At 43.5% G+C, this 22,666-nt stretch carries 35 protein-coding genes and 1 pseudogene; 3 read left to right on the top strand and 33 right to left on the bottom strand.

What is annotated here, in order from left to right; translation table 11 throughout:
- Positions 1 to 4: 4 nt before the first annotated feature.
- The 33 genes and pseudogenes from PPA03S_RS04920 to PPA03S_RS34475 form a co-directional block, all read right to left on the bottom strand.
- Entirely contained in the window at positions 5 to 856 is an 852-nt protein-coding gene (locus PPA03S_RS04920; RefSeq protein WP_062320419.1) for a GNAT family N-acetyltransferase, read from the bottom strand.
- Entirely contained in the window at positions 856 to 1,653 is a 798-nt protein-coding gene (locus tag PPA03S_RS04925) for an inositol monophosphatase family protein (protein WP_062320690.1), read from the bottom strand. The genes PPA03S_RS04920 and PPA03S_RS04925 overlap by 1 nt, the downstream gene beginning before the upstream one ends.
- A gap of 64 nt (positions 1,654 to 1,717) precedes the next feature.
- Positions 1,718 to 2,173, bottom strand: a complete 456-nt coding sequence (locus PPA03S_RS04930; protein WP_062320420.1) for a GNAT family N-acetyltransferase — start codon at positions 2,171 to 2,173, stop codon at positions 1,718 to 1,720.
- A gap of 91 nt (positions 2,174 to 2,264) precedes the next feature.
- Positions 2,265 to 3,026 carry an aminoglycoside adenylyltransferase domain-containing protein gene (locus tag PPA03S_RS04935; protein ID WP_062320421.1) on the bottom strand — a complete coding sequence of 254 codons (762 nt, stop codon included), beginning with the start codon at positions 3,024 to 3,026 and terminating at the stop codon, positions 2,265 to 2,267.
- 26 nt (positions 3,027 to 3,052) lie between these two features.
- Positions 3,053 to 3,946 (bottom strand): PhzF family phenazine biosynthesis protein, encoded by an 894-nt coding sequence (locus PPA03S_RS04940; protein ID WP_062320423.1) that lies wholly within the window; start codon positions 3,944 to 3,946, stop codon positions 3,053 to 3,055.
- On the bottom strand, positions 3,943 to 4,542 hold the full coding sequence (locus PPA03S_RS04945; RefSeq protein WP_062320425.1) for a GNAT family N-acetyltransferase: 600 nt from the start codon (positions 4,540 to 4,542) through the stop codon (positions 3,943 to 3,945). Before PPA03S_RS04945 ends, PPA03S_RS04940 begins: the two co-directional genes overlap by 4 nt.
- A 45-nt stretch (positions 4,543 to 4,587) precedes the next feature.
- Complete coding sequence (locus PPA03S_RS04950; RefSeq protein WP_062320427.1) at positions 4,588 to 4,965, bottom strand: MerR family transcriptional regulator; 378 nt, start codon at positions 4,963 to 4,965, stop codon at positions 4,588 to 4,590.
- Positions 4,962 to 5,474, bottom strand: coding sequence for a nucleoside deaminase (locus PPA03S_RS04955; protein WP_062320429.1), 513 nt, complete (start codon positions 5,472 to 5,474; stop codon positions 4,962 to 4,964). The genes PPA03S_RS04950 and PPA03S_RS04955 overlap by 4 nt, the downstream gene beginning before the upstream one ends.
- Before the next feature lie 32 nt (positions 5,475 to 5,506).
- Positions 5,507 to 6,022 carry a GNAT family N-acetyltransferase gene (locus PPA03S_RS04960; protein ID WP_326100125.1) on the bottom strand — a complete coding sequence of 172 codons (516 nt, stop codon included), beginning with the start codon at positions 6,020 to 6,022 and terminating at the stop codon, positions 5,507 to 5,509.
- Between the two features lie 14 nt (positions 6,023 to 6,036).
- Positions 6,037 to 6,603 carry a histidine phosphatase family protein gene (locus PPA03S_RS04965; protein ID WP_062320431.1) on the bottom strand — a complete coding sequence of 189 codons (567 nt, stop codon included), beginning with the start codon at positions 6,601 to 6,603 and terminating at the stop codon, positions 6,037 to 6,039.
- Between the two features lie 363 nt (positions 6,604 to 6,966).
- On the bottom strand, positions 6,967 to 7,815 hold the full coding sequence (locus PPA03S_RS04975) for an adenylyl-sulfate kinase (RefSeq protein WP_062320435.1): 849 nt from the start codon (positions 7,813 to 7,815) through the stop codon (positions 6,967 to 6,969).
- A 37-nt stretch (positions 7,816 to 7,852) separates the two neighbouring features.
- On the bottom strand, positions 7,853 to 8,380 hold the full coding sequence (locus PPA03S_RS04980; protein WP_062320437.1) for a hypothetical protein: 528 nt from the start codon (positions 8,378 to 8,380) through the stop codon (positions 7,853 to 7,855).
- The gene (locus PPA03S_RS04985; RefSeq protein ID WP_062320439.1) at positions 8,377 to 9,054 is read right to left on the bottom strand and encodes an HAD family hydrolase; all 678 of its coding nucleotides are present in this window, start codon (positions 9,052 to 9,054) and stop codon (positions 8,377 to 8,379) included. The genes PPA03S_RS04980 and PPA03S_RS04985 overlap by 4 nt, the downstream gene beginning before the upstream one ends.
- Positions 9,055 to 9,294: 240 nt before the next feature.
- Positions 9,295 to 9,645, bottom strand: a complete 351-nt coding sequence (locus PPA03S_RS04990) for a hypothetical protein (protein WP_217998917.1) — start codon at positions 9,643 to 9,645, stop codon at positions 9,295 to 9,297.
- Positions 9,626 to 9,943 carry a hypothetical protein gene (locus PPA03S_RS04995; RefSeq protein WP_369691079.1) on the bottom strand — a complete coding sequence of 106 codons (318 nt, stop codon included), beginning with the start codon at positions 9,941 to 9,943 and terminating at the stop codon, positions 9,626 to 9,628. Before PPA03S_RS04995 ends, PPA03S_RS04990 begins: the two co-directional genes overlap by 20 nt.
- 140 nt (positions 9,944 to 10,083) lie before the next feature.
- Complete coding sequence (locus tag PPA03S_RS05000; protein ID WP_245683514.1) at positions 10,084 to 10,440, bottom strand: immunity protein Imm33 domain-containing protein; 357 nt, start codon at positions 10,438 to 10,440, stop codon at positions 10,084 to 10,086.
- Positions 10,441 to 10,472: 32 nt separating this feature from the next.
- Complete coding sequence (locus tag PPA03S_RS34190) at positions 10,473 to 10,607, bottom strand: hypothetical protein (RefSeq protein WP_281189015.1); 135 nt, start codon at positions 10,605 to 10,607, stop codon at positions 10,473 to 10,475.
- 15 nt (positions 10,608 to 10,622) lie between these two features.
- The gene (locus tag PPA03S_RS05005; RefSeq protein WP_062320448.1) at positions 10,623 to 11,033 is read right to left on the bottom strand and encodes a hypothetical protein; all 411 of its coding nucleotides are present in this window, start codon (positions 11,031 to 11,033) and stop codon (positions 10,623 to 10,625) included.
- Complete coding sequence (locus PPA03S_RS05010) at positions 11,030 to 11,476, bottom strand: LytTR family DNA-binding domain-containing protein (protein WP_062320450.1); 447 nt, start codon at positions 11,474 to 11,476, stop codon at positions 11,030 to 11,032. The genes PPA03S_RS05005 and PPA03S_RS05010 overlap by 4 nt, the downstream gene beginning before the upstream one ends.
- A gap of 269 nt (positions 11,477 to 11,745) precedes the next feature.
- Complete coding sequence (locus PPA03S_RS05015) at positions 11,746 to 12,129, bottom strand: hypothetical protein (protein WP_062320452.1); 384 nt, start codon at positions 12,127 to 12,129, stop codon at positions 11,746 to 11,748.
- Between the two features lie 32 nt (positions 12,130 to 12,161).
- Entirely contained in the window at positions 12,162 to 12,674 is a 513-nt protein-coding gene (locus tag PPA03S_RS05020; RefSeq protein ID WP_062320454.1) for a hypothetical protein, read from the bottom strand.
- Between the two features lie 56 nt (positions 12,675 to 12,730).
- Positions 12,731 to 13,234 (bottom strand): DUF4188 domain-containing protein, encoded by a 504-nt coding sequence (locus tag PPA03S_RS05025; protein ID WP_062320456.1) that lies wholly within the window; start codon positions 13,232 to 13,234, stop codon positions 12,731 to 12,733.
- A gap of 52 nt (positions 13,235 to 13,286) precedes the next feature.
- Positions 13,287 to 13,769, bottom strand: a complete 483-nt coding sequence (locus PPA03S_RS05030; RefSeq protein ID WP_062320458.1) for a GNAT family N-acetyltransferase — start codon at positions 13,767 to 13,769, stop codon at positions 13,287 to 13,289.
- The gene (locus PPA03S_RS05035) at positions 13,770 to 14,384 is read right to left on the bottom strand and encodes a hypothetical protein (protein ID WP_062320465.1); all 615 of its coding nucleotides are present in this window, start codon (positions 14,382 to 14,384) and stop codon (positions 13,770 to 13,772) included.
- A 38-nt stretch (positions 14,385 to 14,422) separates the two neighbouring features.
- Entirely contained in the window at positions 14,423 to 14,947 is a 525-nt protein-coding gene (locus tag PPA03S_RS05040) for a hypothetical protein (protein WP_062320467.1), read from the bottom strand.
- Positions 14,948 to 15,030: 83 nt separating this feature from the next.
- Entirely contained in the window at positions 15,031 to 15,336 is a 306-nt protein-coding gene (locus PPA03S_RS05045; RefSeq protein ID WP_062320469.1) for a hypothetical protein, read from the bottom strand.
- 92 nt (positions 15,337 to 15,428) lie between these two features.
- A complete protein-coding gene (locus tag PPA03S_RS05050; RefSeq protein WP_062320471.1) occupies positions 15,429 to 15,911 on the bottom strand; it encodes a hypothetical protein in 483 nt (160 codons plus the stop codon).
- A 226-nt stretch (positions 15,912 to 16,137) separates the two neighbouring features.
- A complete protein-coding gene (locus tag PPA03S_RS05055) occupies positions 16,138 to 16,659 on the bottom strand; it encodes a GNAT family N-acetyltransferase (RefSeq protein ID WP_245683515.1) in 522 nt (173 codons plus the stop codon).
- A gap of 227 nt (positions 16,660 to 16,886) precedes the next feature.
- Positions 16,887 to 17,375: a cysteine hydrolase family protein gene (locus PPA03S_RS05060; protein WP_062320473.1), complete on the bottom strand. Its 489-nt coding sequence runs from the start codon at positions 17,373 to 17,375 to the stop codon at positions 16,887 to 16,889.
- A complete protein-coding gene (locus tag PPA03S_RS05065) occupies positions 17,372 to 17,857 on the bottom strand; it encodes a DinB family protein (protein ID WP_062320475.1) in 486 nt (161 codons plus the stop codon). The genes PPA03S_RS05060 and PPA03S_RS05065 overlap by 4 nt, the downstream gene beginning before the upstream one ends.
- A gap of 34 nt (positions 17,858 to 17,891) precedes the next feature.
- A complete protein-coding gene (locus tag PPA03S_RS05070) occupies positions 17,892 to 18,599 on the bottom strand; it encodes an AAA family ATPase (RefSeq protein WP_062320477.1) in 708 nt (235 codons plus the stop codon).
- An 89-nt stretch (positions 18,600 to 18,688) separates the two neighbouring features.
- Entirely contained in the window at positions 18,689 to 19,117 is a 429-nt protein-coding gene (locus PPA03S_RS05075) for a VOC family protein (protein ID WP_062320479.1), read from the bottom strand.
- Between the two features lie 116 nt (positions 19,118 to 19,233).
- Positions 19,234 to 19,386, bottom strand: a pseudogene (locus PPA03S_RS34475) (IS1380 family transposase); the annotation flags it as partial.
- Between the two features lie 281 nt (positions 19,387 to 19,667).
- On the opposite strand from PPA03S_RS34475, the gene PPA03S_RS05080 reads away from it, so the two are divergent.
- The 3 genes from PPA03S_RS05080 to PPA03S_RS05090 are packed head-to-tail and all read left to right on the top strand — an operon-like array spanning position 19,668 to position 22,543.
- Entirely contained in the window at positions 19,668 to 20,552 is an 885-nt protein-coding gene (locus PPA03S_RS05080; RefSeq protein WP_245683516.1) for a PRD domain-containing protein, read from the top strand.
- Entirely contained in the window at positions 20,549 to 21,055 is a 507-nt protein-coding gene (locus PPA03S_RS05085) for a PTS sugar transporter subunit IIA (protein ID WP_062320480.1), read from the top strand. Before PPA03S_RS05080 ends, PPA03S_RS05085 begins: the two co-directional genes overlap by 4 nt.
- A gap of 30 nt (positions 21,056 to 21,085) precedes the next feature.
- A complete protein-coding gene (locus tag PPA03S_RS05090; protein ID WP_062320483.1) occupies positions 21,086 to 22,543 on the top strand; it encodes a PTS transporter subunit EIIC in 1,458 nt (485 codons plus the stop codon).
- Positions 22,544 to 22,666: the final 123 nt, after the last annotated feature.

Here is a 22,666-nt window from a genome sequence, read left to right on the forward strand (position 1 = left end):
TCCATCAAACGAGATTGTACCAGTAAACTCTGTAATTAAAGTTCAGCGACATACCCGCACCCTCTGCCAAACGAATTGAACCTGCATTATCTGGGGAACAGTCCCAATACGGATGAATACCTTTAATCCTGCATTCTTCTACAAATGCTCGCGCTACCCGTGCACCGTAATTCCTTCTCTTGTAGGCTTCGATAGTTTCAATATCAATGGCATGCCACTGATCTGATATAAACGCCGAAAAGCAAACACTCGCGATATCCTCGCCGTGTATTGCAATGTATCCAAAGCCATGTTCCAAGAACTCATCCATGTTATCCCAAAAGCGTGAGACTTTGTCCTTCAGAAAAGATAGATTGTTGAACTTCCCAGCTTTCAGTAATGCCTCGTCTAATTTGAGAAGCCTGACAACCTCATTCTGAGAAGCATACCCTTCATGAATACCCGGATGACTTAGATGTTCAGTCATACCTTGGTCTGAATCCAATGTGAATACATGCTGAATATCGCTATGGAGCTCTTTATTCGCTGCCATATGATGAAGCACATCTTCCCAGCTTTCATCCGCCACACCCACCTCGACTGTATGGATATTTAATCTTAATAATTCAGGTTCTATATGTTCTTTCATGAACTCTTCCAATTCATTCAGAAAAGGTTCACTTCGGGCGTCTCCGATCAACTGAAAACCGTTTTGTCCCTTCACCCAAATTAAAGCTGCTGTGATATTCGTTGCGTCATCAACGTAGATTCGGCCTGGATTCAGCCCGGATGCGACAGCTTTCACCTCAAGATTGCTGATTAAGTCCGTAATGTGCCTCACCTTATAGAATTCATGCTTGTTAAGCTCGCTAATCATTAGTTCATTCCCTCCCGAACGACACTCAGGAAATACTCACGATGATCCGGATGACAGGCAATCAGATATGGCTCTGAATTCATGCCTTCAAAGGGATTACCTTCAAAATCCATAACGATAGCACCTGCCTCCTTCACCATTAATATGCCTGAATACAGATCGTCTCCTTCCGAATTGTAGAGCACAATGCCGTCAATATCTCCCTTAGCTAACATGCACCACTGTAAAGTTGGAGCCCATAATCGCATCATTCGTTTGAAGCGAACATCCAGATGTTGACGCAGTCGTACAGCCTTCTTCTCATTTTGCACCTGATGCCCCTGAATCCAGCCAATGGTGCCTTTATGAATCTGCTCTTTCTTTTGGACTTTCATGGGGTTCAGATTACAACTTGCCCCATTCCCGCGTGATGCCACAAACAAACGATCCACCAGAGGTTCGTAAATAACCCCGAGAACAGGTTCTGAACGATACATTAATGTAATGGAAACGGAAAATATCGGTAGACCAATGGCAAAGTTGTTTGTTCCGTCCAACGGATCAATCATCCACAGCCAGTCACTCTTCTGCCCGTTATGCCCCCGCTCTTCACTATGGATCTCATGATCGGGAAAACGAATGCTAATTTCATCACATATCATCCGCTCTGCTTCATGATCCACTTCAGTAACTACGTCGCCATAGACGCCCTTCTCCTCTGCGCAGGTGATCTGATCAAAATGATCTTGGGCAACTTTTCCGGCTCTTCGAATGACTCTCTCGGCAATCTCTTGGGCTAAATGAATGGTTTGTTCGATGACCATCACTCCGTTCGGTACTTGATCCGTATTTTCCTTTTTCTATTGTCACTAAAGCTCTCCTTTATATGCAAATTTCATAGATCCGAGTCTCTTCATCATCAAGCAAATATCCTTTACCGATATACGCCCAGTTATTTTTTTCATAATAGTCCGTCAAATCCGTACATAAATACAGCTTGTCGTAGCCCTTCGCCTTCACCTCATTAATCGCATGATTCTGTAGTTGCCCACCCAGGTTCTGGCCCCGGTATTCGGAATCAACATGAAGGCACGCAAACCACGGAAATAGATCCTGCCGGCTATTCAAATCACTTCGTAACAGAGCATATCCTCCAACAATCCTGTCTCCATCCAACAGTACATAAAATCGGGGCACATCACTCTCGGTTTCCACGGAACGCTCTATGCAATCCCGGTAAAAATGATAGCTCGATTCCGAACCCCACTGCTTCCAAAAATAGTGTACAGCTGCCTGAAGCATGTCCGGCTTTTGCCGAATATCCACAATCTCAACCATCACGATCTACCTCCTTGTCATGTTCCAATCAGTTCCAAATCTTCTGTAGTTGTGATCATTCATGTTGTCCCTTTAAGTTCTAGTCCACGCCTTATTCCGCCAAGACTTTTATTTCGTTTAACATGTATTTTGCATAATCCAGAAGTAAATCATCACTTAGATTCACGCTTTCCAGCTCTCCGTTATATTTTGCTAGACATTGAGAGATGACTTCCTTGTATTTCGGCAAAATATGAATAAGTGCCCACTCGCCTGCTTCTCGCTTGGAGTATATTACCGAATCTTTCACATACATTAGAACCCGTGATAGGTTCAAAACATAGTAGACAGGATTTTCCGTTATTTCTTCCATAGCTGAACCAACGTCAGATGTAATAGAGGCCAACATATATTCTCGTTTTACGGGCTGGAATAACTCCTTAATAGGTTTGCCGACAAGCACAATTCCACGGTCATAAATAACGGCCAGATGTGCCACCAGATCTGGGTCTTCGTATCCACCACATAGATATTGATCATCATCTCTATACTTTTCCCGGTGATACGCGGAGTAATGAAATTCAAATGGAGTCGGAAACGTCAGTCTAGCAACCGTAGACTCCAAAACAATACTAAGTTCAAACCCTGTGACCATGTGCATGTCATCTTCGATGTGCATCAACCTCTTCGCAATTCTTCGATAGGTATCCGCAGACAGCTGCTCCCGGCAGACGACCAGGATATCGATATCGCTTTGATTAGGAAGGAAGCACCCCATAGCCATGGACCCGTGCAAATAAATCCCCACCAGGGAATCCGAACATTCTTCTTTTAACAAATGAGTAACTGTATGTAACACCGCTTGTTCATCCACCTAAATCCGCTCCTTCATTTACATGATTACGTATCCAATTGCACCTTCATCTCTCCCACAAAAACAGCCGTTCCTCGTATTCTGACATCCATGTCCTGTCCACTTCTGACCACACTGACATGAACTTTCCCATCTCTGCCAATCTCATGCCCTTGCTCCACAACAAAATGAGCCTGATCCATCTCAGAATTCATATACTCCAAATAGTAGGCACCCATCACACCGGATGCTGTTCCCGTAACCGGATCTTCTGTAGTACCCGAAAAGGGCGAGGAAAAATGTCTGGCATGCATTAAAGCATCTGAATCACGGGTTTCCAGAGTAAATGGATGCAGGGATGATTTGGGATTTCCAACTAATATCTCAGGAAATAGGGAAGAGTTCGGTTTCATTTGTTGGAAAGAGATCCGTTGGCGAATCGGTATTAACAACGTCCAGGTGCCCGTACTTCCATAGACGATGGGTGTGGATAGATCAATATCATCCATCGTTAAATTTATGGAATTGGCCAGCTTCTCTATGTCACCTTGGAATGGCAGGAAACGGGGATGATCCTGCTTCATCTCGATGTGGATCGTATCGCCATCCTGCTGGAACTGAATCGGCAATATGCCTACATTAGTCTCGATGGTAATCGACTGTTTATCCTCCAGAAGCCCTTTCGTCCTTAAACCATACATGGATGCCATAGTGGCATGCCCACACAGATTAATCTCATGACCCGGTGTGAAATATCGTAACCTAACGTCTGCAACTTCGGAACTCATCACGAAGACCGTTTCATTAAAGCCAACTTTATGCGCAATCTGCTGCATCACTTCTTCACTGATCGAATCGGCATGAAAGACGACTCCGGCCGGATTTCCTTTACCGGGAACGGTCGAAAAAGCGTCATAATGATACACCGTGATTTCACTCATTGTAGACCCACCTTCCACTTAACAAGACCAACTTGGTCATCTGAATTTCTCCCTCTTCGTTCACTAAACTCTTGTTCTAAAATGGAGAAGAAATATTGATCCGTCCATTGATTGTTCCACCAAAGTTCTTTCTTGAACACGGCTTCCCGTGTCATACCCACATGCTGCATCAGCGCAGCCGATCTGACATTCTGAGCATTACACATACCTACCACTTTATGGGCGTGTAACCCGTTGAATGCAAATTCTAATAAAAGACTCGTAGCCTCACTTCCGTAGCCAAACCCTACATAGTTCGGAAGCAGCGCGAATCCGAGCTCCCAGCTTTTTCTATGATCCACATAGCTCCACATTTGGATAAGACCAATTGGTTCACCTTCTGGATCTTCCAAACGACGAATAATGAAATCATAGGCATACGGTTTTTCATCCGTAGTGAAAAAATGACTACGATATTTATCACGAACTTTCTCCGTATCCGTTTCAACAGTCTCCTCAAAACTCCATATACCCACATCACATTCAAGTTTGCTTATAAAGTCGAGATCCTGTTCTGTGACAGGTGTTATTCTTACCTTCTGTCCCACGAACTCCATTTCAATTTATCTCCTTTTTTTGTTTATGCCGTCGTTTCCATAGGACTATTGCATCTGCCCATTAATATATCTTCTATGACTTGAAGATGCATCTTGAGCCCACAGTTCCAACTCGATTCTACTAACTAAAAATTGATCTTGAACCTTGATGAAAGGAAACATTTTTCCTTCAAAGAAACCCGATGCCGAGAAACTTCCTTGTTCGGCCTTAATAATGTCCATCACCTGTTCTTTAGTCATACTTAGATACTCCGCCGTTTCTTGGATCGTCATTAATGTTTTATTATTGTTCGGCACATCCTGTTCCACTGCCTGAGCCGACTCACTAGCTCTCCCCTGATTCGATAGCAACAGGCAACCAACTATGAACGATATTCCCAAAATGACACTGGCTAGTAAAATGGAGATCGGAATGGATTTCATTGTTTGGGAGTCTCCCACTCTGTATTAAGCAAACCTCTACCAATATTCCATTGGGCAAGCAATGCTCGCTGTCTATTTTCCAAATCAAGATATGGTGCTGCAACACAGGAAAGTGTGTCGAACAGATGGATAAAATGAGGGCCCTCCTTAAAACGTCTAAGCCCGCCATAACCTTCATCATCCGCTGCCCATACGATCTTTTTGATCCCCGACATTAATATGGTGCATGAACACATGGGACAAGGTTCACAGGTGGTGTAGAGGGTCAGGTCATTCTTCGTGTATCGCTTCTTACTTACATCTAGCAAATGTTGCCCTGCCTGACGAATAGCATCGACTTCAGCATGTGCAGTGGGATCACATTCGGAGAAGACTCGGTTTCTTCCTTTACTCACGACATCCCCATCCGCATCCACAATTATCGCTCCAATCGGATAGGTTCCTTCTATTAGCGCCTGATCTGCCTCTTTCAGAGCCAAAACTAAATATTCATAGTCCGATAATCTCACGGAAAAACCCCCTTCGTGTAGATAATGACCGATTACAAAATAAACTCTTCCCTATTCAACGTGTAGTAGAACAAGTCACCTTTCAACTCATCAGCTTTTGAAAAAAGCATCTTAACTAACAGGTTCTGTGACCGAATGTTGGCCTGCTCTACTGTGGCTTCAATAAAATCAAGATTCATAACATCCCAACCCATTTTGATGATTTCCATTAAAGCTTCTTGCATTAATCCTTGTCCCCAATAGGAACGGGATAAATCAAATCCAAGCTCTGCGCTTGACGGTTCGCTGTTAGCCCAGCAGTGGAATCCGACTGTACCGAGGAAATGATTATTTACTTTGTTGAACAGACCATACCTACAACCTGAATCATCCATATGAAATTGTATGATTTCTTCTGCTTTTTTTACGTCACGGCAAGGCTCAATATCCATAAATCGAGCTATTTCTGGATCAGCAAAATGCTTGAATACAGACTCACGATCCGCTAAAGTTAGCTGTCTAATATACAATCGTTCAGTCTCTATTTCGGGAAAAGGTTTCATGTCCATATGTCCCTTCTTCTCTAAAGGTTTTTGATCGTGTAATGACCCGCTTCGCCTAGAAAGTCACTTCGGGTTAACCCCTGCTCTCCAAGGTAGGACCTGTAACTCGTTATCGTACCATCATGTGAAATGATAAAAGTACTCCCGCTCTGCTCTCTGCACCATTGAATTAGCTGTCCAGCATAAACCTCGAATTGATGTGCTTCCATCCGGTTAATCCCATCCACCCAGCAATCAAGCTCAAAATCAAGAGTTCGTAAACCCGCATACTGAGCATCTATTGCTTCCTTCGAATAGATCTGATCACAACGCAGATCGGGGAACTCCGGGTTTTGAGGGAACATTCTCGGGCCAACGAGTGGACTGACTGTCAGTTTATCGCTTGATGTTAAGAGGAATGCCGTTTCTATCGTTCGTTTCGTAGGACTCACCAAAACTATGTCTTCCGGTAAAATTTTAATCTGCTTTCGTAATTCAGTCGCCTGGCTCTTTCCCCGTTCAGTGAGTCCGGGATGCAGCTGGTTTAGCTGATGAGGATAATGAAGCAAATGTTCAGCGTGACCATGACGAATAAATGTGATATCCATAAACTCCTCCTATTTCTGAACGTAATGCTTAAGGCTAACTATGTCACGCTGATGACTGATCATTTTTCAAAAACAACGGATAAACCTCCATAATTTTGAATGCATCCAGGTTTACTTTGCCGACCAGCCAGAGGACAATCCCTCCACAAATCCATTAACAAACGATGGAATAAAAAGTACAATCAACAAAGTTAAACTCCCTATACCCCATCTGATTAATGTTTTGCGTTTGTTCCTTACACCTAAGATGAACAATATAGTGGTAATGACGATTAGTGTTGCCTCGAGAAATAACATAAAAATAAACCTCCATTATGTATTGAGTTACCATGCCAAGATCTGTCGTACTTGTACTTTAGTGTCTCAAAGTGAACCTTTCAAAATCTCCTCCAGCTCCACCTGGCAAGCAGCGTGGTTATAATCCGAATTATCCAACCAATGTTTGTCCATCTTCAGCAAATGATAAATCTCGGTTTCTAACTCTTTCCTTGCCTGAAGAACCGTCACCGTGCCTTCAACACCATGATATCCTTTCGTGAGCCCCCATCCTTGATTTGTGTAATATTGTATGAATCCATCTGACCATTCCTTGGGTCTTTCCTGAATTGCTTTGTCAAAGGTATGTGCAAGATCCTCCTGATGAATATAGATGAGTAGCGGATTTAATGGTTGAACGATGCGCTCCAATTCCAGAACATATTGTACGTTTTCTTCTCTGGATTGATTATATTTCACCAAACCTATGGTCAATGGATTTTGAATAAAACAACATTCGAATATGGTGATGGAATCATCATCCGCGCTTATCACGCTTTCGGTAAAACTCCGCCATTTTTCGGTGATCAGCTTTACATTTTGTTCAAAAGGCAGTTCGTAAATATCTTTGCTGAATATCTCCTGCACCACATGGTCAGGGAAACTCACTCCAAATTCCTCTTTCATTTTGCGATACGGAATCAGGAAACCATCCTGATAGACTGTAGCTCTGCTCTCCAATATATGTTTACATGCCTCGTGAGCATTCACCAAAGACCTGAACTCTTCCGCAGAATAAAAGGCCACACCATCATAATCAGCAGGGTGATCCAGATTCCCTTCCTGGATGAGTTGCACCTTTTTGCCCTGCTCAATCAGAATCTCGGAAACCATCTTGGCAATCGTCGACTTTCCTGAACCCGGTAATCCCTCAATAAGTATCAATTGTTTTGTCATGATTTCATCACCCTTTACTTCTTTTCATTCAGTGTTGTTAATCGATGTCTGCAAAAATCCATTTCGCAGCATCGCCATCCGCTTTCTTTTTCCAAAACACCATGCTAGAGCTGGCCTCCTCCTCGTTCTCTCTTAATTCAGTAACCATCACAAGTGCTTCATAAAGCTTCTTTTGCTCACGAATGGTGATATCACTCATAGAGATGACCTTGCGAACTTTAAAACCTGACAAGCCTGAAACTGGCATTCCTGAGACTGGCGATTGTGGATCAAAAAGGCTCATATAACCCTTCTCATCCTCTTCCCACATATAACGCATACGGGAATTCATCAGTTGGACGATTTCCAGTTCATCACCTGTATACTTCGTTTCATCAAGATAGACAGGAGGAATGCCTTTGTCCTCTTGGGGTGCTGCTGCTTCATCGTCCTTCTGCTTGACTGCTTCCTCAGTATGACTTTTCGTCACTGGAATAGCTGGTTTCTGCGCAGCCTCATTGGTTGTTTTATCTTGACAGGCAATTAGACATAGAAATAATAATGAACACAGGATTAACTTTTTCATGTCCAACCCTCCAACATATGCAGAACTTCGGTAAGGTCTTTGCATTCATAATCCGGAGTAATCTGTTTTGGTTTGGATTTACCTTTCCGATTTAACCAAACAGCCTTAATTCCCGCATTTTGTGCTCCTTGTACATCACTGACCAGCGAATCCCCAATATGGATTACCTCATCTCGCTGCAAACCATACCTCTTGATCGCTTCATCAAACATCTCTGACCTTGGCTTATAAGAACGAACATCCTCGCTGGTAATCACGCCGGCCGCTTCAATGTTATGTGCCTTCATTGCAGCTCTCACGTCATCAGTATCTATATTGGAAAGGATATATACCGGGACTTCAAGAGAATGAAGAAAGGGAATTGAATCAGCAAATATGCCAGGGTTACGCCAATGTGCCAACTGTTCCTGATTAAGCGACTCAGCCCGTAGATCTGATTTGAAATGGCGAAGCGTTTCTGCCAGAGACTGCACATTCAGTATTCTTTGCGTGGTAAACTGGCTGCCATGGCTGTCATAAAACAATGTTGAAAATGCCTTCCACCAATATGCGCCAATCTCATCCGTCGTACAATCAACCTGCGCAGAAGCTTGAACCTTTTTATAAATCATGGGAAGAATATCATCATCTTCATGAACAACTGTCCCATAGAAATCAAGGAAAATGGCTTTCATTCTATTCCTCCCACTGGAATAATCTCAATTCCAAAAAAACTTCCTATGTATGTTAAATTTTCTCTGTAGGTACATCATAACCCATAATGTGGAATTTGCGAATGAACCAAATAACGTAATCCTCCCCTCCTTACGGATTCTCCTCAACACAAAAACCACGCTGTTCTGATGTTTGCATCATACAAAAGCGTGGTATGTCGAAAAGTCTTTTCAAGCTTCCATCATCAGAAATGCAACCTACTATCTTTTAAAAAACATGTTCAATATGCCAACTGCTTTGATTTTAATTTCATTTCCTTCAACATCCGTAAAAAGGTCGTCATACGTCGTAAAAATCCCCACATGCTGTATATGTCCACTTCTGAAAATAAGACTCTTTTCCTCGCCGTTCGTGATCTGTGTATACGTCGTTCCTGCATTGACATCGTAGGAGACATGTATACCATGCTCGCTTTCCAGCCATTTATAAAAATCTGGCCTGGTTGGATTGGTAATAATCATAATGACAACTAAAATGACAAGACCCATAACTACTGGTAATTTACGGATCATGTTCGGTCCATAACTGAAACTACTCTTCATCTTTTTCATTCCGCTGCTTTGTTATCATTTCAACCTTTTTAGCCAATACCCAGCCACTTAATCCATATGATGATGTAATGACAAAGTACAGATATTCCCCCTCGATCAACTTGGTTTCCAGCTCCTCATCAGTTTCATACATGATAGGCCAACCCTGACCTTTCCCCTTCTCCAACAACTCTCGATTGTAACTGATAAAACAATCCAAACCAACGTCGTCAATATCGAAGATAATGCTGCCTTGCAACGGTGTATCAAACGAATGTGCTAATACGCCTGAGAAAAGGATATCCGTATCTTCAGACAAATCAGAGTGATACGAACGGGTACGCATTCTAATGCTTTCATTCTCCAAATCGACTTCGTAACTTAATATGATGTTATCATGCACACTTGGCATGGTATGACTCCTTTCAAAGGTCCTTTTTAACTCGTTGGTTGCTCTGCTTATGACCTGCCCAGCAACTGCTCGTCAAACCATACATCCTCATAATCTTCTGCAATCACAAACCGCCATCCCGGCGCAAGTCCGAGGTACTTATTGATTTTCGGGTCCCAGTCATCGATGTGTGTTACATGTAAAGGTACAAAAAAATCATCTGCATCCGAGTACTTTTCTGCCCAAATATACCATCCGGTTGTATCTCCCTCGGGCTGAATACGCATTCCGTGGATCGGTTCCAACTTCTCCTTGACGTTCCAGGCGATTCCGATCTTATGGTGCAGTTCACTGGGGACATAGTCGGCATTATATTTGCGACACATCTGCATCTGTTCCTGGATGGAAGCAGCATTTGTCATCATTGATCATCTCATTTCTCACATGTTGGATATGACTAAGGTAGTTCATAATACTCATGATCCACTGCTTCTTGATTCTCGATTTCCTGCTGCAACAACTCCCTGATTTGCTGCCTGTGTCTGGTATCTGGATCTAAACCGTACAACTCCAGAATCTCTTCTTCGTTCATCTTCGTACACCTTGCTTACTTCATAATATGGTTTAATTCTTCCGCTTTTTTCCTGCTATCTATTTTAGCATAGAAATAAAAAGCAATAATGTGCAGTACGATGGATAAGACCCACATTCCAGGGAACCAGGGAGCAATCAATAGGAACATGTCTGTAGAAAACAACCATACAATCGCCATTCCTCCTGCAATATTAAATGTGGAAGAAATGATGATATTCCACACGGGTTTCATCGTAAAGTAGTTCCAAAGTGCATTGTACATTACGCCAAACAGTATAGCAGCAATAGCTGAAATCCCGGCAATATTCCACAGGTAACCCATTTCAATGGACTGACCTTTAGAGAATAGTGTCAATAACAAGGTCACCCACAACGAAGTAATTGTAAAAACCTGAAAAAATGAATGCTTGAGCTGACTAATCATGATAATTTCCCCCTAAAGTTTTTAATGTAAAATCGGCTGACAAAGTAACTGGAGCCATCGTTCAGATCAACCTTGATCCTAGCATGGTCTGTTGACGAGAATTCACTTATATGCCTTGTGTTAATGATGGTTTGATTATTGATTTTCACTAACTGGGATGACCTCAGATCCTCTTCCACAAACTTCAGGCGTTTGTTGAGCAAATACCTTTCGCCTGTAATGATACGCACACAGCACAATCGATCCTCTGATTCAATCGCGACCACTGAACTCAACTTGATCTGCACATTGCGATTGTTCTTAGCATTGATGACAATAAGTTTTGCTTCAAACTGGCAGATCGCTTCTTGAATACTGTTCCAATGCGACTTCTCATCAGGATGGGTTACGACTTTAGCTGTGCTTTTTTCCATTGCCATATCTTTTTCAAAAATGACTTTCACGCCTTATTCCTCCTCTCACAACTCATATTACAAGTAAAGCCACGACAAACCCACAGTATTGCGTTTTGTTGCATGAAATTGCAGGTTTGTTACATTGGTACTGATTTTTCAGCGTACAGACACGATAAAAAGGACTACTCATTCTTGTTATGTTAGACTAATTTCGAATTACAGCAGCATCGTTTCGCCTTCAAAATCATGAAAAAAGAACTACTCATGAAGAGTAGTTCTCCTATGTCCTTTACCCACATCTGCTGCTAAAGATCAAATCATCGATCCGTTATCAGCCATGTCTTTGCCTCTTCAGGATCAGCATAAAATGATACAGATTGCCCCATCCCTAGGCTCTTCAATCTTCTTTTTAATTTCCAACGATCCATCCATGATAATCCTACAAATGAGAGCTTATCCAGATTATCTTTGAGATTATTCATATTGCAGATTAACTGATCCAAGACTTCTTTGGTAATCTTCGTCTCATACATATCCACCCAAACCTTGAGCTTTTTATTGATCCCTAAGATGAAAGCTTCTTCTTGTCTCATCACATCAAAAAGCTTATCTTGGTCCTTATGCTTGCTGCCATATTTCAGACAATGGATTTCTCCACCTTTATAATAATAAGGAAAAATGGATCCACCTGGAGATTTCATGAACAGATCACTCCTTATATTTTGAGATTACTTTAGGTGTGGATCTCCGTAATCTCCAGATATCTCTCCTGATCTTGCCGAATTATTTCATTGATGTGTAAAATAGCTTCCTGAGCCGCGGCTCGATATTTAACGTATAGTTCTTCCGTTCTTTGCAGCAGGATCGGGTCTTTCTCCAAATCCGTGGGCAGGACCTCACGCCACGTGTCTCCAACTTTATTTTGATCTGTAACCAAACGCTCAATGTCATCCAGCAGATTCACCATTTCATTTTGATTAAAATAGCGCATCCCGTTCTTTATTCCATTCCAGCTCTTCATATCAATAATGTTGTACGCCGAAAACCAATAAAACTCCGCTAGGCTTTTCGTGTGGTTATGATAGGAATAGAACAAAAATATCGCTTGTTGGCCTTCGTGTAATTGCCGATATACCTCTACTTTTGCTGCAACATCTTTACCACGAACGGAGATCAACATCGGTTGGACGCATAGCCAGCTAAGCTGCTCGGAACCCAAGTCTCCTAGTTTGACTTTAACTTTCAATAACATGCTCCTCTCTACTTGCGATGATTGTAAATTCAAACTTCACTAATCATATGTTAAGGATTCTTTGGTGTTTCTACTCCGGGATCATTCTCTCCACCCATTCTACGTCGGGACGTTTCCTTCCTGCCTGTCGCTGGAACATGGGTAGACACTTTAGCCAATCCGAATTTGGGCATATTCGCATATATGGTCTCATATGAACCGGATTGAGCTTTGTAGGTTTCATGATAAATCCCTACACTTCCATCCGATCCAACCGATTGGTTAAATCGTTTCCAAGCCTCCAGGTGCAGGCCACCGCGTGCGTATTTCTCCAGCTCATCATAGGATCTCCAATATTGCAGTAGAGTCACTCCACGCCAGCTCATAAAATATTCCGTCCCCAGAAACCCGGTATCTGGGTTCATGTACAGTTCTTTAATCATCGGGCCCATGGATTTAAAAACAGGTAACCACTTATGTATCGCCCACAGGCGATTAATTCTCATTCCAATAATAAAAACAACAAACTCGCCATCAATCTCAGCTGAATATCTTCCCTTGTGTATGTTCGCCACATTATTCCTCCTTTTTATCAAATAAGCCTTCTTGTTTGCCGTAATTCATCCCCTACACCATTCTATATTGCAAAATCAGTTGAAGACCATTGATGCCCATTTTCCGTTCTCCCATATCCAGAAAACCTGCTTTCAGATACAGCTTTTGTGCCGCAATATTCCCCTCGTTCACAGCTAAAATAATTTCATTGACCTTCGGATCAAGCTGCTTAACCAGTGTAGGCAGTTCCCTCATCGCAGCCAATGCATACCCGTTCCCCTGATGTTCTAGCGTAATGGATAACGCACGTACCAGTATCTTACGGGAAGCATCTCTTTCCTCTACGTATTCAGAATTTTTATGTAATATGAAGAAACCAACTGGAGTCTCATCATTTAAAATCATTACGGGATATTTGTTCGGATTATGCAATGCCTCCTCAATCACCTCCACAGGCATTGCAGTAAATTGAACCTGTTCATCACTTAATGAAAAATGAGCCAAGTTTTGATCGTACTTCTCATTATATGGGGCGAGGCTAATCCGTTTTTTCATTTAGAATACCTCCCAATTTATAAACAATTGACTCAGTCTCCGGGCTGTTGTGTGAATGAATCCTTCTATAGCTTCCATGGATAAAATACTTAAATCACCTAAAGGTTCATTTTCAGGATTGTTTAAAAATTCAACTTTCTCTTTCCTATACTGATACACCTCTTGCTCCAGCAAACCGCCTAAATCAAAAGCTTTACCTGCTTCCAGCTTATTCAATAAATCATGGCCATCAGACCCTTTTCTCAAAATCGTAAATTCCAGCTTCGTAACATCCTCCGTATAAATACTTCGTCCATTGGGGTGTTCCTCATATGCGGGATAAATCTCGAAAGTCCATACCCGATCCGTATATACATGAGCAATGTACCCGCACAAATATTGCATAAACTTAGGATCACTATGTGCACGCTGCTGGTTGGAGTTGAAAAATACCCTGAGCTCCTCGTCAGTTGCGAACCGTCCTGGCTCCGGCATGAGATGCGTTTTTGCCTTTTCGGCTCTTTCATTCGTTCTCACATGAATGGAGTCAGGTGCAAGACTTCCCAATATAAATTCAGGGGTTGGATCAGATAATAACTCAGATGCGATTGCAAAATGAACCATGGGCCAAGGCATAATAATACTCCTATCTCTATTAAACTCAGGGATTTACATTATAAAGAATTGCAGATGATACATCCAAAACATGATAAATACACCGAATGCTGATTACACATTGGATAGCCCTCTGGGATCGTTGGCACCTCGTCACCTTCATAAGGTGTTATCCATTCGAGGTAATTTAGAGAATTTACATGTTTTTGCTCAAAACTTTCAATCATTTGATAGAAATGCTGAAATGTGATGTTGCTCCATTTCACACTGGGCTCATAATTCAATACAGCCCATCCCGTTTTATGTATCGCCCCTTCGATTGTCTTTAACAAGAATTGTTTCATAGGATAAAAATCTTCTTCTGTCCATGGCATTTCATCCATATCAAACCCAACGTTCCCACGGCCTACACAATTTTGGTCGTGTTGCGCAAGCCAAATGATAAATTCTTTTTCTCGATCAATTGTTGCAGTCTGCGACCCACTTAGAACTAAAAGCTCGAAAAAAATTTGAGTGGAGGTGTTTGTCATTCTTAATGGTTCTACAGAATCCTCAATCGACTCAGGCACTGAAAACTGGTTCATAGGACTCTCCTTTACTCTTTCATATGCCAAGGATGATGGGTTACTACTGCAAACTTACATGTATGACTTGAGTGATTCATCTTTTAACCATCTGAATTTTGAATCAACTGATTAAATATGTCTTTATACTGTGTCGACTCAGGGAATTTCTCATTAATAAACTTTATTCTACTCCAGAAGTCATCTTCATAAATTGAATTTGTGCCCTCAGCAATTGATAATGCAAGATTGTGAAAAGCGTTTGTCAAATAAAATATGAGCAAACCATTTCTTTTGGTATCCTCGACATCTTCAATTGAGGAATATGCTAACTTGGATGCAATCACACGTATATCTAAAAACGCTTGGTATATTAATGTTTGGTATGCTGAAATTTTGTTCTGTTCCATTTCTACACCTCTTTATTATTCGTCTCTTTTCAAATGGTTCACTTGTCCTTAGTCAGCAGCTATGTTCCATAAGAAAATTCCACTTTAATGGATCAAACACCAAAATGTACAATGCATTTCTCATTCACCTTAGCATCTTTTGCCATATTGGCAAGTCTGTTTAATTCTTTTATCAATTTATCTCTGTTATACATGAGTTTCTCATAATAGCCCCTCTGTTCATTTCCATCAAAACAATAATCCCCTGTAAGTTTGATCTGATCAGGCGCAAGGTTGAATACATCAATCCATGCGCGAATCAGTTGATGAAACTTCGACAAAGCATCTTTTTCTTCAATAACCGTTATTCCATAGTTGTTCAGTCCACTACATCTTTTACAGGTAGATGGGTTCCACGTATTCAACCAGTTAAGAGAATCCTGAATGTATGAAATGAACTCATCTTCCAAGGAAGCATGTCCCTCAGCCATTAATCCGCTTTTATGTATAATGCCATGAGTATCCCATGAGTAGGAGGTGTAGATAGATTCATTTATTTCCAACTTATTTTCAATAACAAAATGGTGCATCGGCATCCTTTCAGTCCCCCCTATGAAATAACGCCATGCTTTCTTATAGTAAACTCTTTCCAATCATCATAACCCATGTATTGGTAAATGCGAAGTTATAAGATAAGCTCAGAATGATGTACTTTCAACTCTTTTTGGGATAGACAAAACACAAAAAGATCCTGTCTGACTCCCGAAGTAGGGAGGAAACAGAACCTTCTTGAACATATAACGAGTTAGATTAAAATAGTGACTAGTCCGTTCTTGCACATACAAACGTCTGAGACAAAATCCGATGACTGCCCGCAATATGATCAATCTCAATGCTGTATTCAGACTCGACATATTCAATGTGATGTTGTTCATAGTATTTTTTCCAGAATGAAACAGCGGATTGGTTATTGGCCAGCTGCTCCACTTTGAATCTGCCCTGAAATTGTGCAAATACCAGATCAACCGCTTGAGCCGCCACTCCTTGTCTACGATACTTTTTGACCAGGAACAACTCTTGAACCGTATAATCAACATCATCATCTACATATGGAGGAGAGCAAACCAATACAAATCCGATTACCTTGCCATCATAATGGATAAAAAACGGATGTAATTCCGCTCGTTCCAGATAGAGATAGGTATTCGTTGGATCGTATTTCCCCTCTTCTAACAAATCCTCACCCGAGAACTCGGAAAGATCATATAAATACAGGTTGTACAGATTTAAAAATAATTCCTTCTGTTCTGCCAAAATGCTCGTAATTTGTACATTCATCATCATTGCACATCTCCCTTATCATGTGATTAACGCTCAAACTTATCGATATACACAGCGCGCGCTTGCTGTGTCCTGCTCCCAATATATCGTGTCAAGCACGGCAGATATAGGCAATGTTTGATTTAAACCATGAAGTATCCTGTCTTGGAGAACATGCTTGTATACAAAAAACAGACCCTTTACAGAGTCCGTTTAGGCATATTTGTCGTTTGCTTTTTCTTTCCCAACATTTAGCGAATTAGATAATTAACTACAGGATAAGAAATCACGTTCCGGTCTCTATAGGTTGAAACCACTGCTTCGAGATGCGTGCTGAGAACCCCATTTTGCAACATGACAGGTCTAAATCCTCGTTCCATCGCACCATTATAAGTGAACAGAACGCATTCCTCTGCGGCAAAACCCGCTATGATCAACAGCTCAACACCGTGACTTTTCAAAATCTGCTCCAAGTCTGTCTGCCAAAATGCATTGGAACTTTCCTTGGTAATCGTCAGATCCTTCTCATTCACATCCAACTCGGAAATCATACGATATGCTTCAGAATTTGAATCCTCCATTCCTTCCACATCTTGTACATGAACCACTACATGTTCATTTGAACGAAGTACGTCTGCGACATGATTGATATATTCACAAGCGCGGTCTATTACTTTTTGATCCAGCTTATCCCGTACAATAATCTCTTGCATATCGACAATGAGAAAACCTATTTTCATATCATCTCTCCTATGACTTTTTTTCTTAGCATCATGATCTGTCCAATATGATACGCATTATGAATACACAGATTGGATATGACATTCCACCATGGAGCATTGAAATACGATGGAATGGTCGTGCCCAGTTTTGCATCATCACTATCCTCTACAGCCTGTATCCAGCGACTAAATGTTGCACTAACGTGTGCAATGCTTTTCTGCCAATCTTCTTCACTTACCTGGGATGGATTAACAATGAACGTCTCGTCATTACTCATGTTAATGCCCGAACCCACTTCACCCTTGAGAAATCGATCCAACCACGTTTCATTCCAGAACGTCAGATGATTCACCAACCTCCAGATCGATTGCCCCTCATCATTCAGCCACAAAGCCTGCGCAGCGGTAACATCACGCAACATTTCGTCCAGCGGCATAAACCAGCTCTTGTCATGATAACAGGCAGCCAGTTGATCCAACAACACCAATTTTGTACTCATATCCGACTCCCACTCTCCTGTCAAATAAAAACAATTAGTCCTTGAACAATTCGTTCAGCATCCGGTCGCGGTTCTCCAGGAAACTGCGGGTGATCTGATAATGCTCTGTATCCTCATACTCCACGTCCTGAATCTGCCCATCATCAAAACTCAAAATCCGTGCTCCTGGATAACCCAATAGAATCGGCGAATGCGTTGCGATAATAAATTGGGAATGGTCTGACAGATCGTGAAGAATGCGCAGCAAGGAAAGTTGACGAGCTGGAGATAAGGCGGCTTCGGGCTCATCGAGCAGATAGATGCCTTTGGCATTGAATCGGTTGACAAACAGATTGAGAAAAGATTCCCCGTGGGATTGTTCATGCAATGAACGCCCGCCATAATAATCAATGGAACCCATCTCATCGACATGTGATGCAAATTGGTAGAAGGACTCGGAACGCATGAAAAAGCCTTTGGTGATTTTGGGCAGCCAGGATAAACGCAAATAATCCCCTAATGACGATTCTGCAGCATCAATCTCAAAGTAGTTATTCCTTCCGCCCCCGGCTGTATTGAATCCGCATTGATGAGCGATACCTTCCAGCAGCGTAGACTTGCCCGATCCATTTTCACCAACAAAAAAAGTGATGTTATTATTAAATTCCAATCGCTCCAATGACTGTATGGCCGGTATATGAAACGGATATTGATCTGGATTTTCGATTTTGGCAGACAATAATTCCACACTTCGAAGATACATAGATTAAGCTCCTATTCTTATAACGTTGGACTTCTGGTAGTTTCAGTCCTGTTTTTTCAACCACGGATGAATGATTTCTTTGCGGGTGATTAAAATGTGATCATGGCTCCTTTTTCATCAAATACGGCGGTTGGATTCCAAGTGACTTCCCAGCAGTTATTCTCCGGGTCCAGGAAATAAGCGATTCTCCCGCCCCAGGCAGCGTCATATGGCTCTCTGATTACATTCCCTCCGGCTGCACGAATTTTTGCTATGGTATCATCAACATCTCCCGCTTGATCCACATTGATGGCCAGCAATGTTCCCTTCAACCCACTAGGTGTACTGAATGTCATCCCCGTATCTTTCTCCAGCTCCTGAATAGGATATAACGATAACAATACACCTATCGTTTCAAAGACACTGTACTGATCTGAACTGATTGCAGTCTCACTCCAGCCAAGCTTCTGATAGAACGAACGTAATTCAGGCAAATGCATTGCACCAATGGTGACCAAACTCACTCGCTGTGGAACCATATTATACTCCTCCCATATCTTTTTAACATGAATTCGGAATGTGGATGAGTTCTCCCGTTCCTGCCACACCTTGTACGAAGGACGACCTTGATAGCGGGGATTGAGGCCGTTCGTCACGTGCTTTCGTCCGGGAATCGCTCGATTTCTTTGACCATCTGATAGCCCGGATCGGATTGCAAAGCGTTCATATGCAGAAAGCGCGTGTGCCCGAGAAGCGCGTAGTCCGTCAGATAATCCATGAGCATCGAAGCCGAATAGACGCAGTTGCTTCCCCGCATCATTCTTTCATGGCGAAGGCACCTTTTCCATTTACACATTCCCTATATTAAACGACGAACAGACGGATGACAAAATTATGGTTGACGGTGTCAGATCGGCTCTATATGATGTAGGAAGAACGTTCTGCATAAAAACATAAAATGAATTGGCGTGTTACCACCCCAGAGGGCATGAGCCAAGAAGCGAACATGATACTATACTCGCTTCTTGGCTCTTTTTGCGTTCCGGAGGCCTGAAAGCGTTAACTTTAGAAACGAGGAGGCGGTGAACCGTGAGTAAAGGAATGATTCTGCAGGTGGAGCGGGTCGTCGGCAGCAATATTGTTCTGGCCCGGTCGCACCAGAATACCAAGGAGTACGTACTGATCGGCAAAGGGTTGGGATTTGCGTTCAAGGCGGAAAGCACCATTCAGTCCGATGATCCGCGGATTGAGAAAAGGTTCCGGCTGGAGGACCGGGAGGAGTGGGGGCAGGCGCAGGAGCTGATGAAGGACTTGGACCCCAATGTCATCGACATCTCTGACCGAATTATTCGTCTCATCGCTGATCAGTTTCCCGGCAAGCTGAATGACAAGATCTACCTTGCTCTTCCGAGTCATATTCAGTTCACCTTATATCGTATCCGCAACGGGATGGAGATTCTGAATCCTTTCCTTACGGAGACAAAGCTCAGTTTCCCGAAAGAATTCGAAATCGCCTCGGAAGCGGCGGCCATGATCGGAGAGGCCTTTGGCGTAGAAGTACCGGAGGATGAGGCCGGGTTCCTGACATACCATGTGTACTCCTCCGTAAATCACGTCCCTGTCGGACAGTTGGTTAAGGTATCCAATGTGATCAGCAAGCTTCAGTCGATTATTGAAGAGGAGGGTGGCGTTCGCTTTGATCAGGGCAGCCTTAGCCAGGCAAGACTCATGATACACCTGCGCTTCTCCATGGAACGCCTGTATCAGCAGCCGATGACGGCCCCCACCTTCGCACAATATGTGAAAAATGAATATACGTCCGAATACCAGCTGGCCAGAAAACTGAGCGCTGTAATGGCCGAGGATTTGGGTACAGAAGTACCCGAGGAAGAAACGGCTTTTCTCGCAATGCATTTATACCGGCTTTTTCAAACCCATGCCAAAACCAACAACAGAAAGGACAACACACAATGATCTGGAAATGGAAAAACAACAAATCTGCCAAAACATCTGAGACAATATCAATCGCCTCCCCGCTCACCGGAACCTGCGTCAGTTTGGAGGAAGTGCCTGACGAAGCGTTCGCGCAAGGACTTATGGGACCGGGAGTTGCAATGATTCCCCAGGAGGGCAGGCTGGTCGCCCCTATCGACGGCACTGTGGTGCACCTGATCAAATCGCACCATGCTGTAATGATTGAGCATGCTTCCGGACTGCAGCTGCTGCTGCATATCGGTATGAATACTGTCAGCCTGAAAGGACAGGGCTTCACACCCCAAGTGCAGACCGGGGATCAGGTCACTATGGGCCAGACCCTGATTGAATTTGACCTGAATGCGATCGCTTCGGCCGGTTATCCTGTCATCACCCCTGTCATCGTTGCGAATGTGGCTGAACAGCCGTGGGAGTCGCACCCGGAGTATGGCAGCGTAGAAGCAGGCATGGGAACTATCATGAAAGTCAGCTTGTCCAAATAACCTAAATCAAAAAAAGAAAGGAAGAACAATATGCTGAAAGCACTGCAAAAGCTGGGAAAATCCCTGATGCTTCCTGTAGCAACCCTGCCTGCGGCAGGTATTCTTCAAGGCCTCGGTCTTCTTAATTATGAAAAGGACATTCCGCTCGGTCCCGTGATCGGGGGATTTCTTAATCAGTATGTAGTTCCATTCCTGAATGAGGGAGCGGGGGCGATCTTCGGCAACCTTGCGCTCATCTTCGCCATTGGGGTGGCAATCGGACTGGCGGGGGATGCGGTCGCCGCGCTTTCCGCCCTGATCGCTTATATGGTGCTGACGCGGATTCTGGGTGCCGTTCCAGGTGTATTCGGCTATATTCCTGACGATGTCAAGCTGGATATGGGCGTATTGGGCGGGATATTTGCCGGACTGCTTGCAGCCTATATGTATAAAAAATACCATAATATCAAGCTTCCTGACTGGCTCGGCTTCTTCTCCGGCAAACGCTTTGTGCCGATGGTCACCGCCGGCTCCATGCTGGTGTTGGCCATCCTGTTCGGCATGGTCTGGAGCCCGATTCAGGATGCCATCGGCGCTTTCGGCTCCTGGATTGTAGGCTTTAAAGGCGTTGGCTCCATGGTGTTTATGATCGCTAACCGCCTGCTCATCCCGCTCGGTCTGCATCATGTCCTCAACTCCATCGCCTGGTTCCAGATCGGAGATTATACCAATGCAGCCGGGGAAGTCGTGCACGGCGACCTGACCCGCTTCTTCAACGGAGACCCTACGGCAGGCATGTTCATGTCTGGCTTCTTCCCGATTATGATGTTCGCTCTTCCGGCGGCAGCGCTTGCCTTGATTCATACAGCCCGGCCTGAAAAGCGCAAAATGGTCGCTTCGATCTTTATCGGCGCAGCGGTAGCTTCGTTCTTAACGGGTATTACCGAGCCGCTCGAGTTCTCCTTCATGTTCGCGGCGCCTCTGCTGTATGTGGTGCATGCTATTCTTACCGGTGCAGCGGCCCTGATCATGTACCTGCTGAATGTTAAGCTGGGCTTCGCCTTTTCGGCAGGTCTGATCGATTACCTCGTGAACATGAAGCTGTCGACCAATCCGCTGCTCATGATCCCGGTAGGACTCGCATTTGCGGTCGTCTATTATTTCCTTTTCCGGTTCATGATTGTCAAGTTCAACCTGAAAACGCCGGGGCGCGAGGATGACGCTTATGATGCCGATGCCCCCACTAATGCTTCCGCCGTGGCAGCGGCGTCTGCCGACACCAAGGCTGGCAAAGTGCTCGCGGAGATCGGTGGCGCAGACAATATCGAGAGCATCGACGCCTGCATCACTCGCCTCCGGCTAGTTGTCAGGGACGACAAAGCCGTCAACGATCGGGCGCTCAAACAGCTTGGCGCTTCCGGTGTCATGAGGCTCGGTGGTGGAGCTGTGCAGGTCATCTTCGGCACCCAGTCCGAAATCCTGAAGGATGAGATTAAGAAGCTGATGTAACGCTCGTCCTCCTTTGAGTTTAAAAGGTCGAGAACAGGGTATGTTTACCCTGTTCTCGACCTTTTTTGTTAACCAAGAAGCGCAGGATATTCTTTTGAAACGGTTTTGATAAAAAAAGAGAGC

Source organism: Paenibacillus pabuli NBRC 13638, from assembly GCF_001514495.1.
GTDB lineage: Bacteria > Bacillota > Bacilli > Paenibacillales > Paenibacillaceae > Paenibacillus > Paenibacillus pabuli.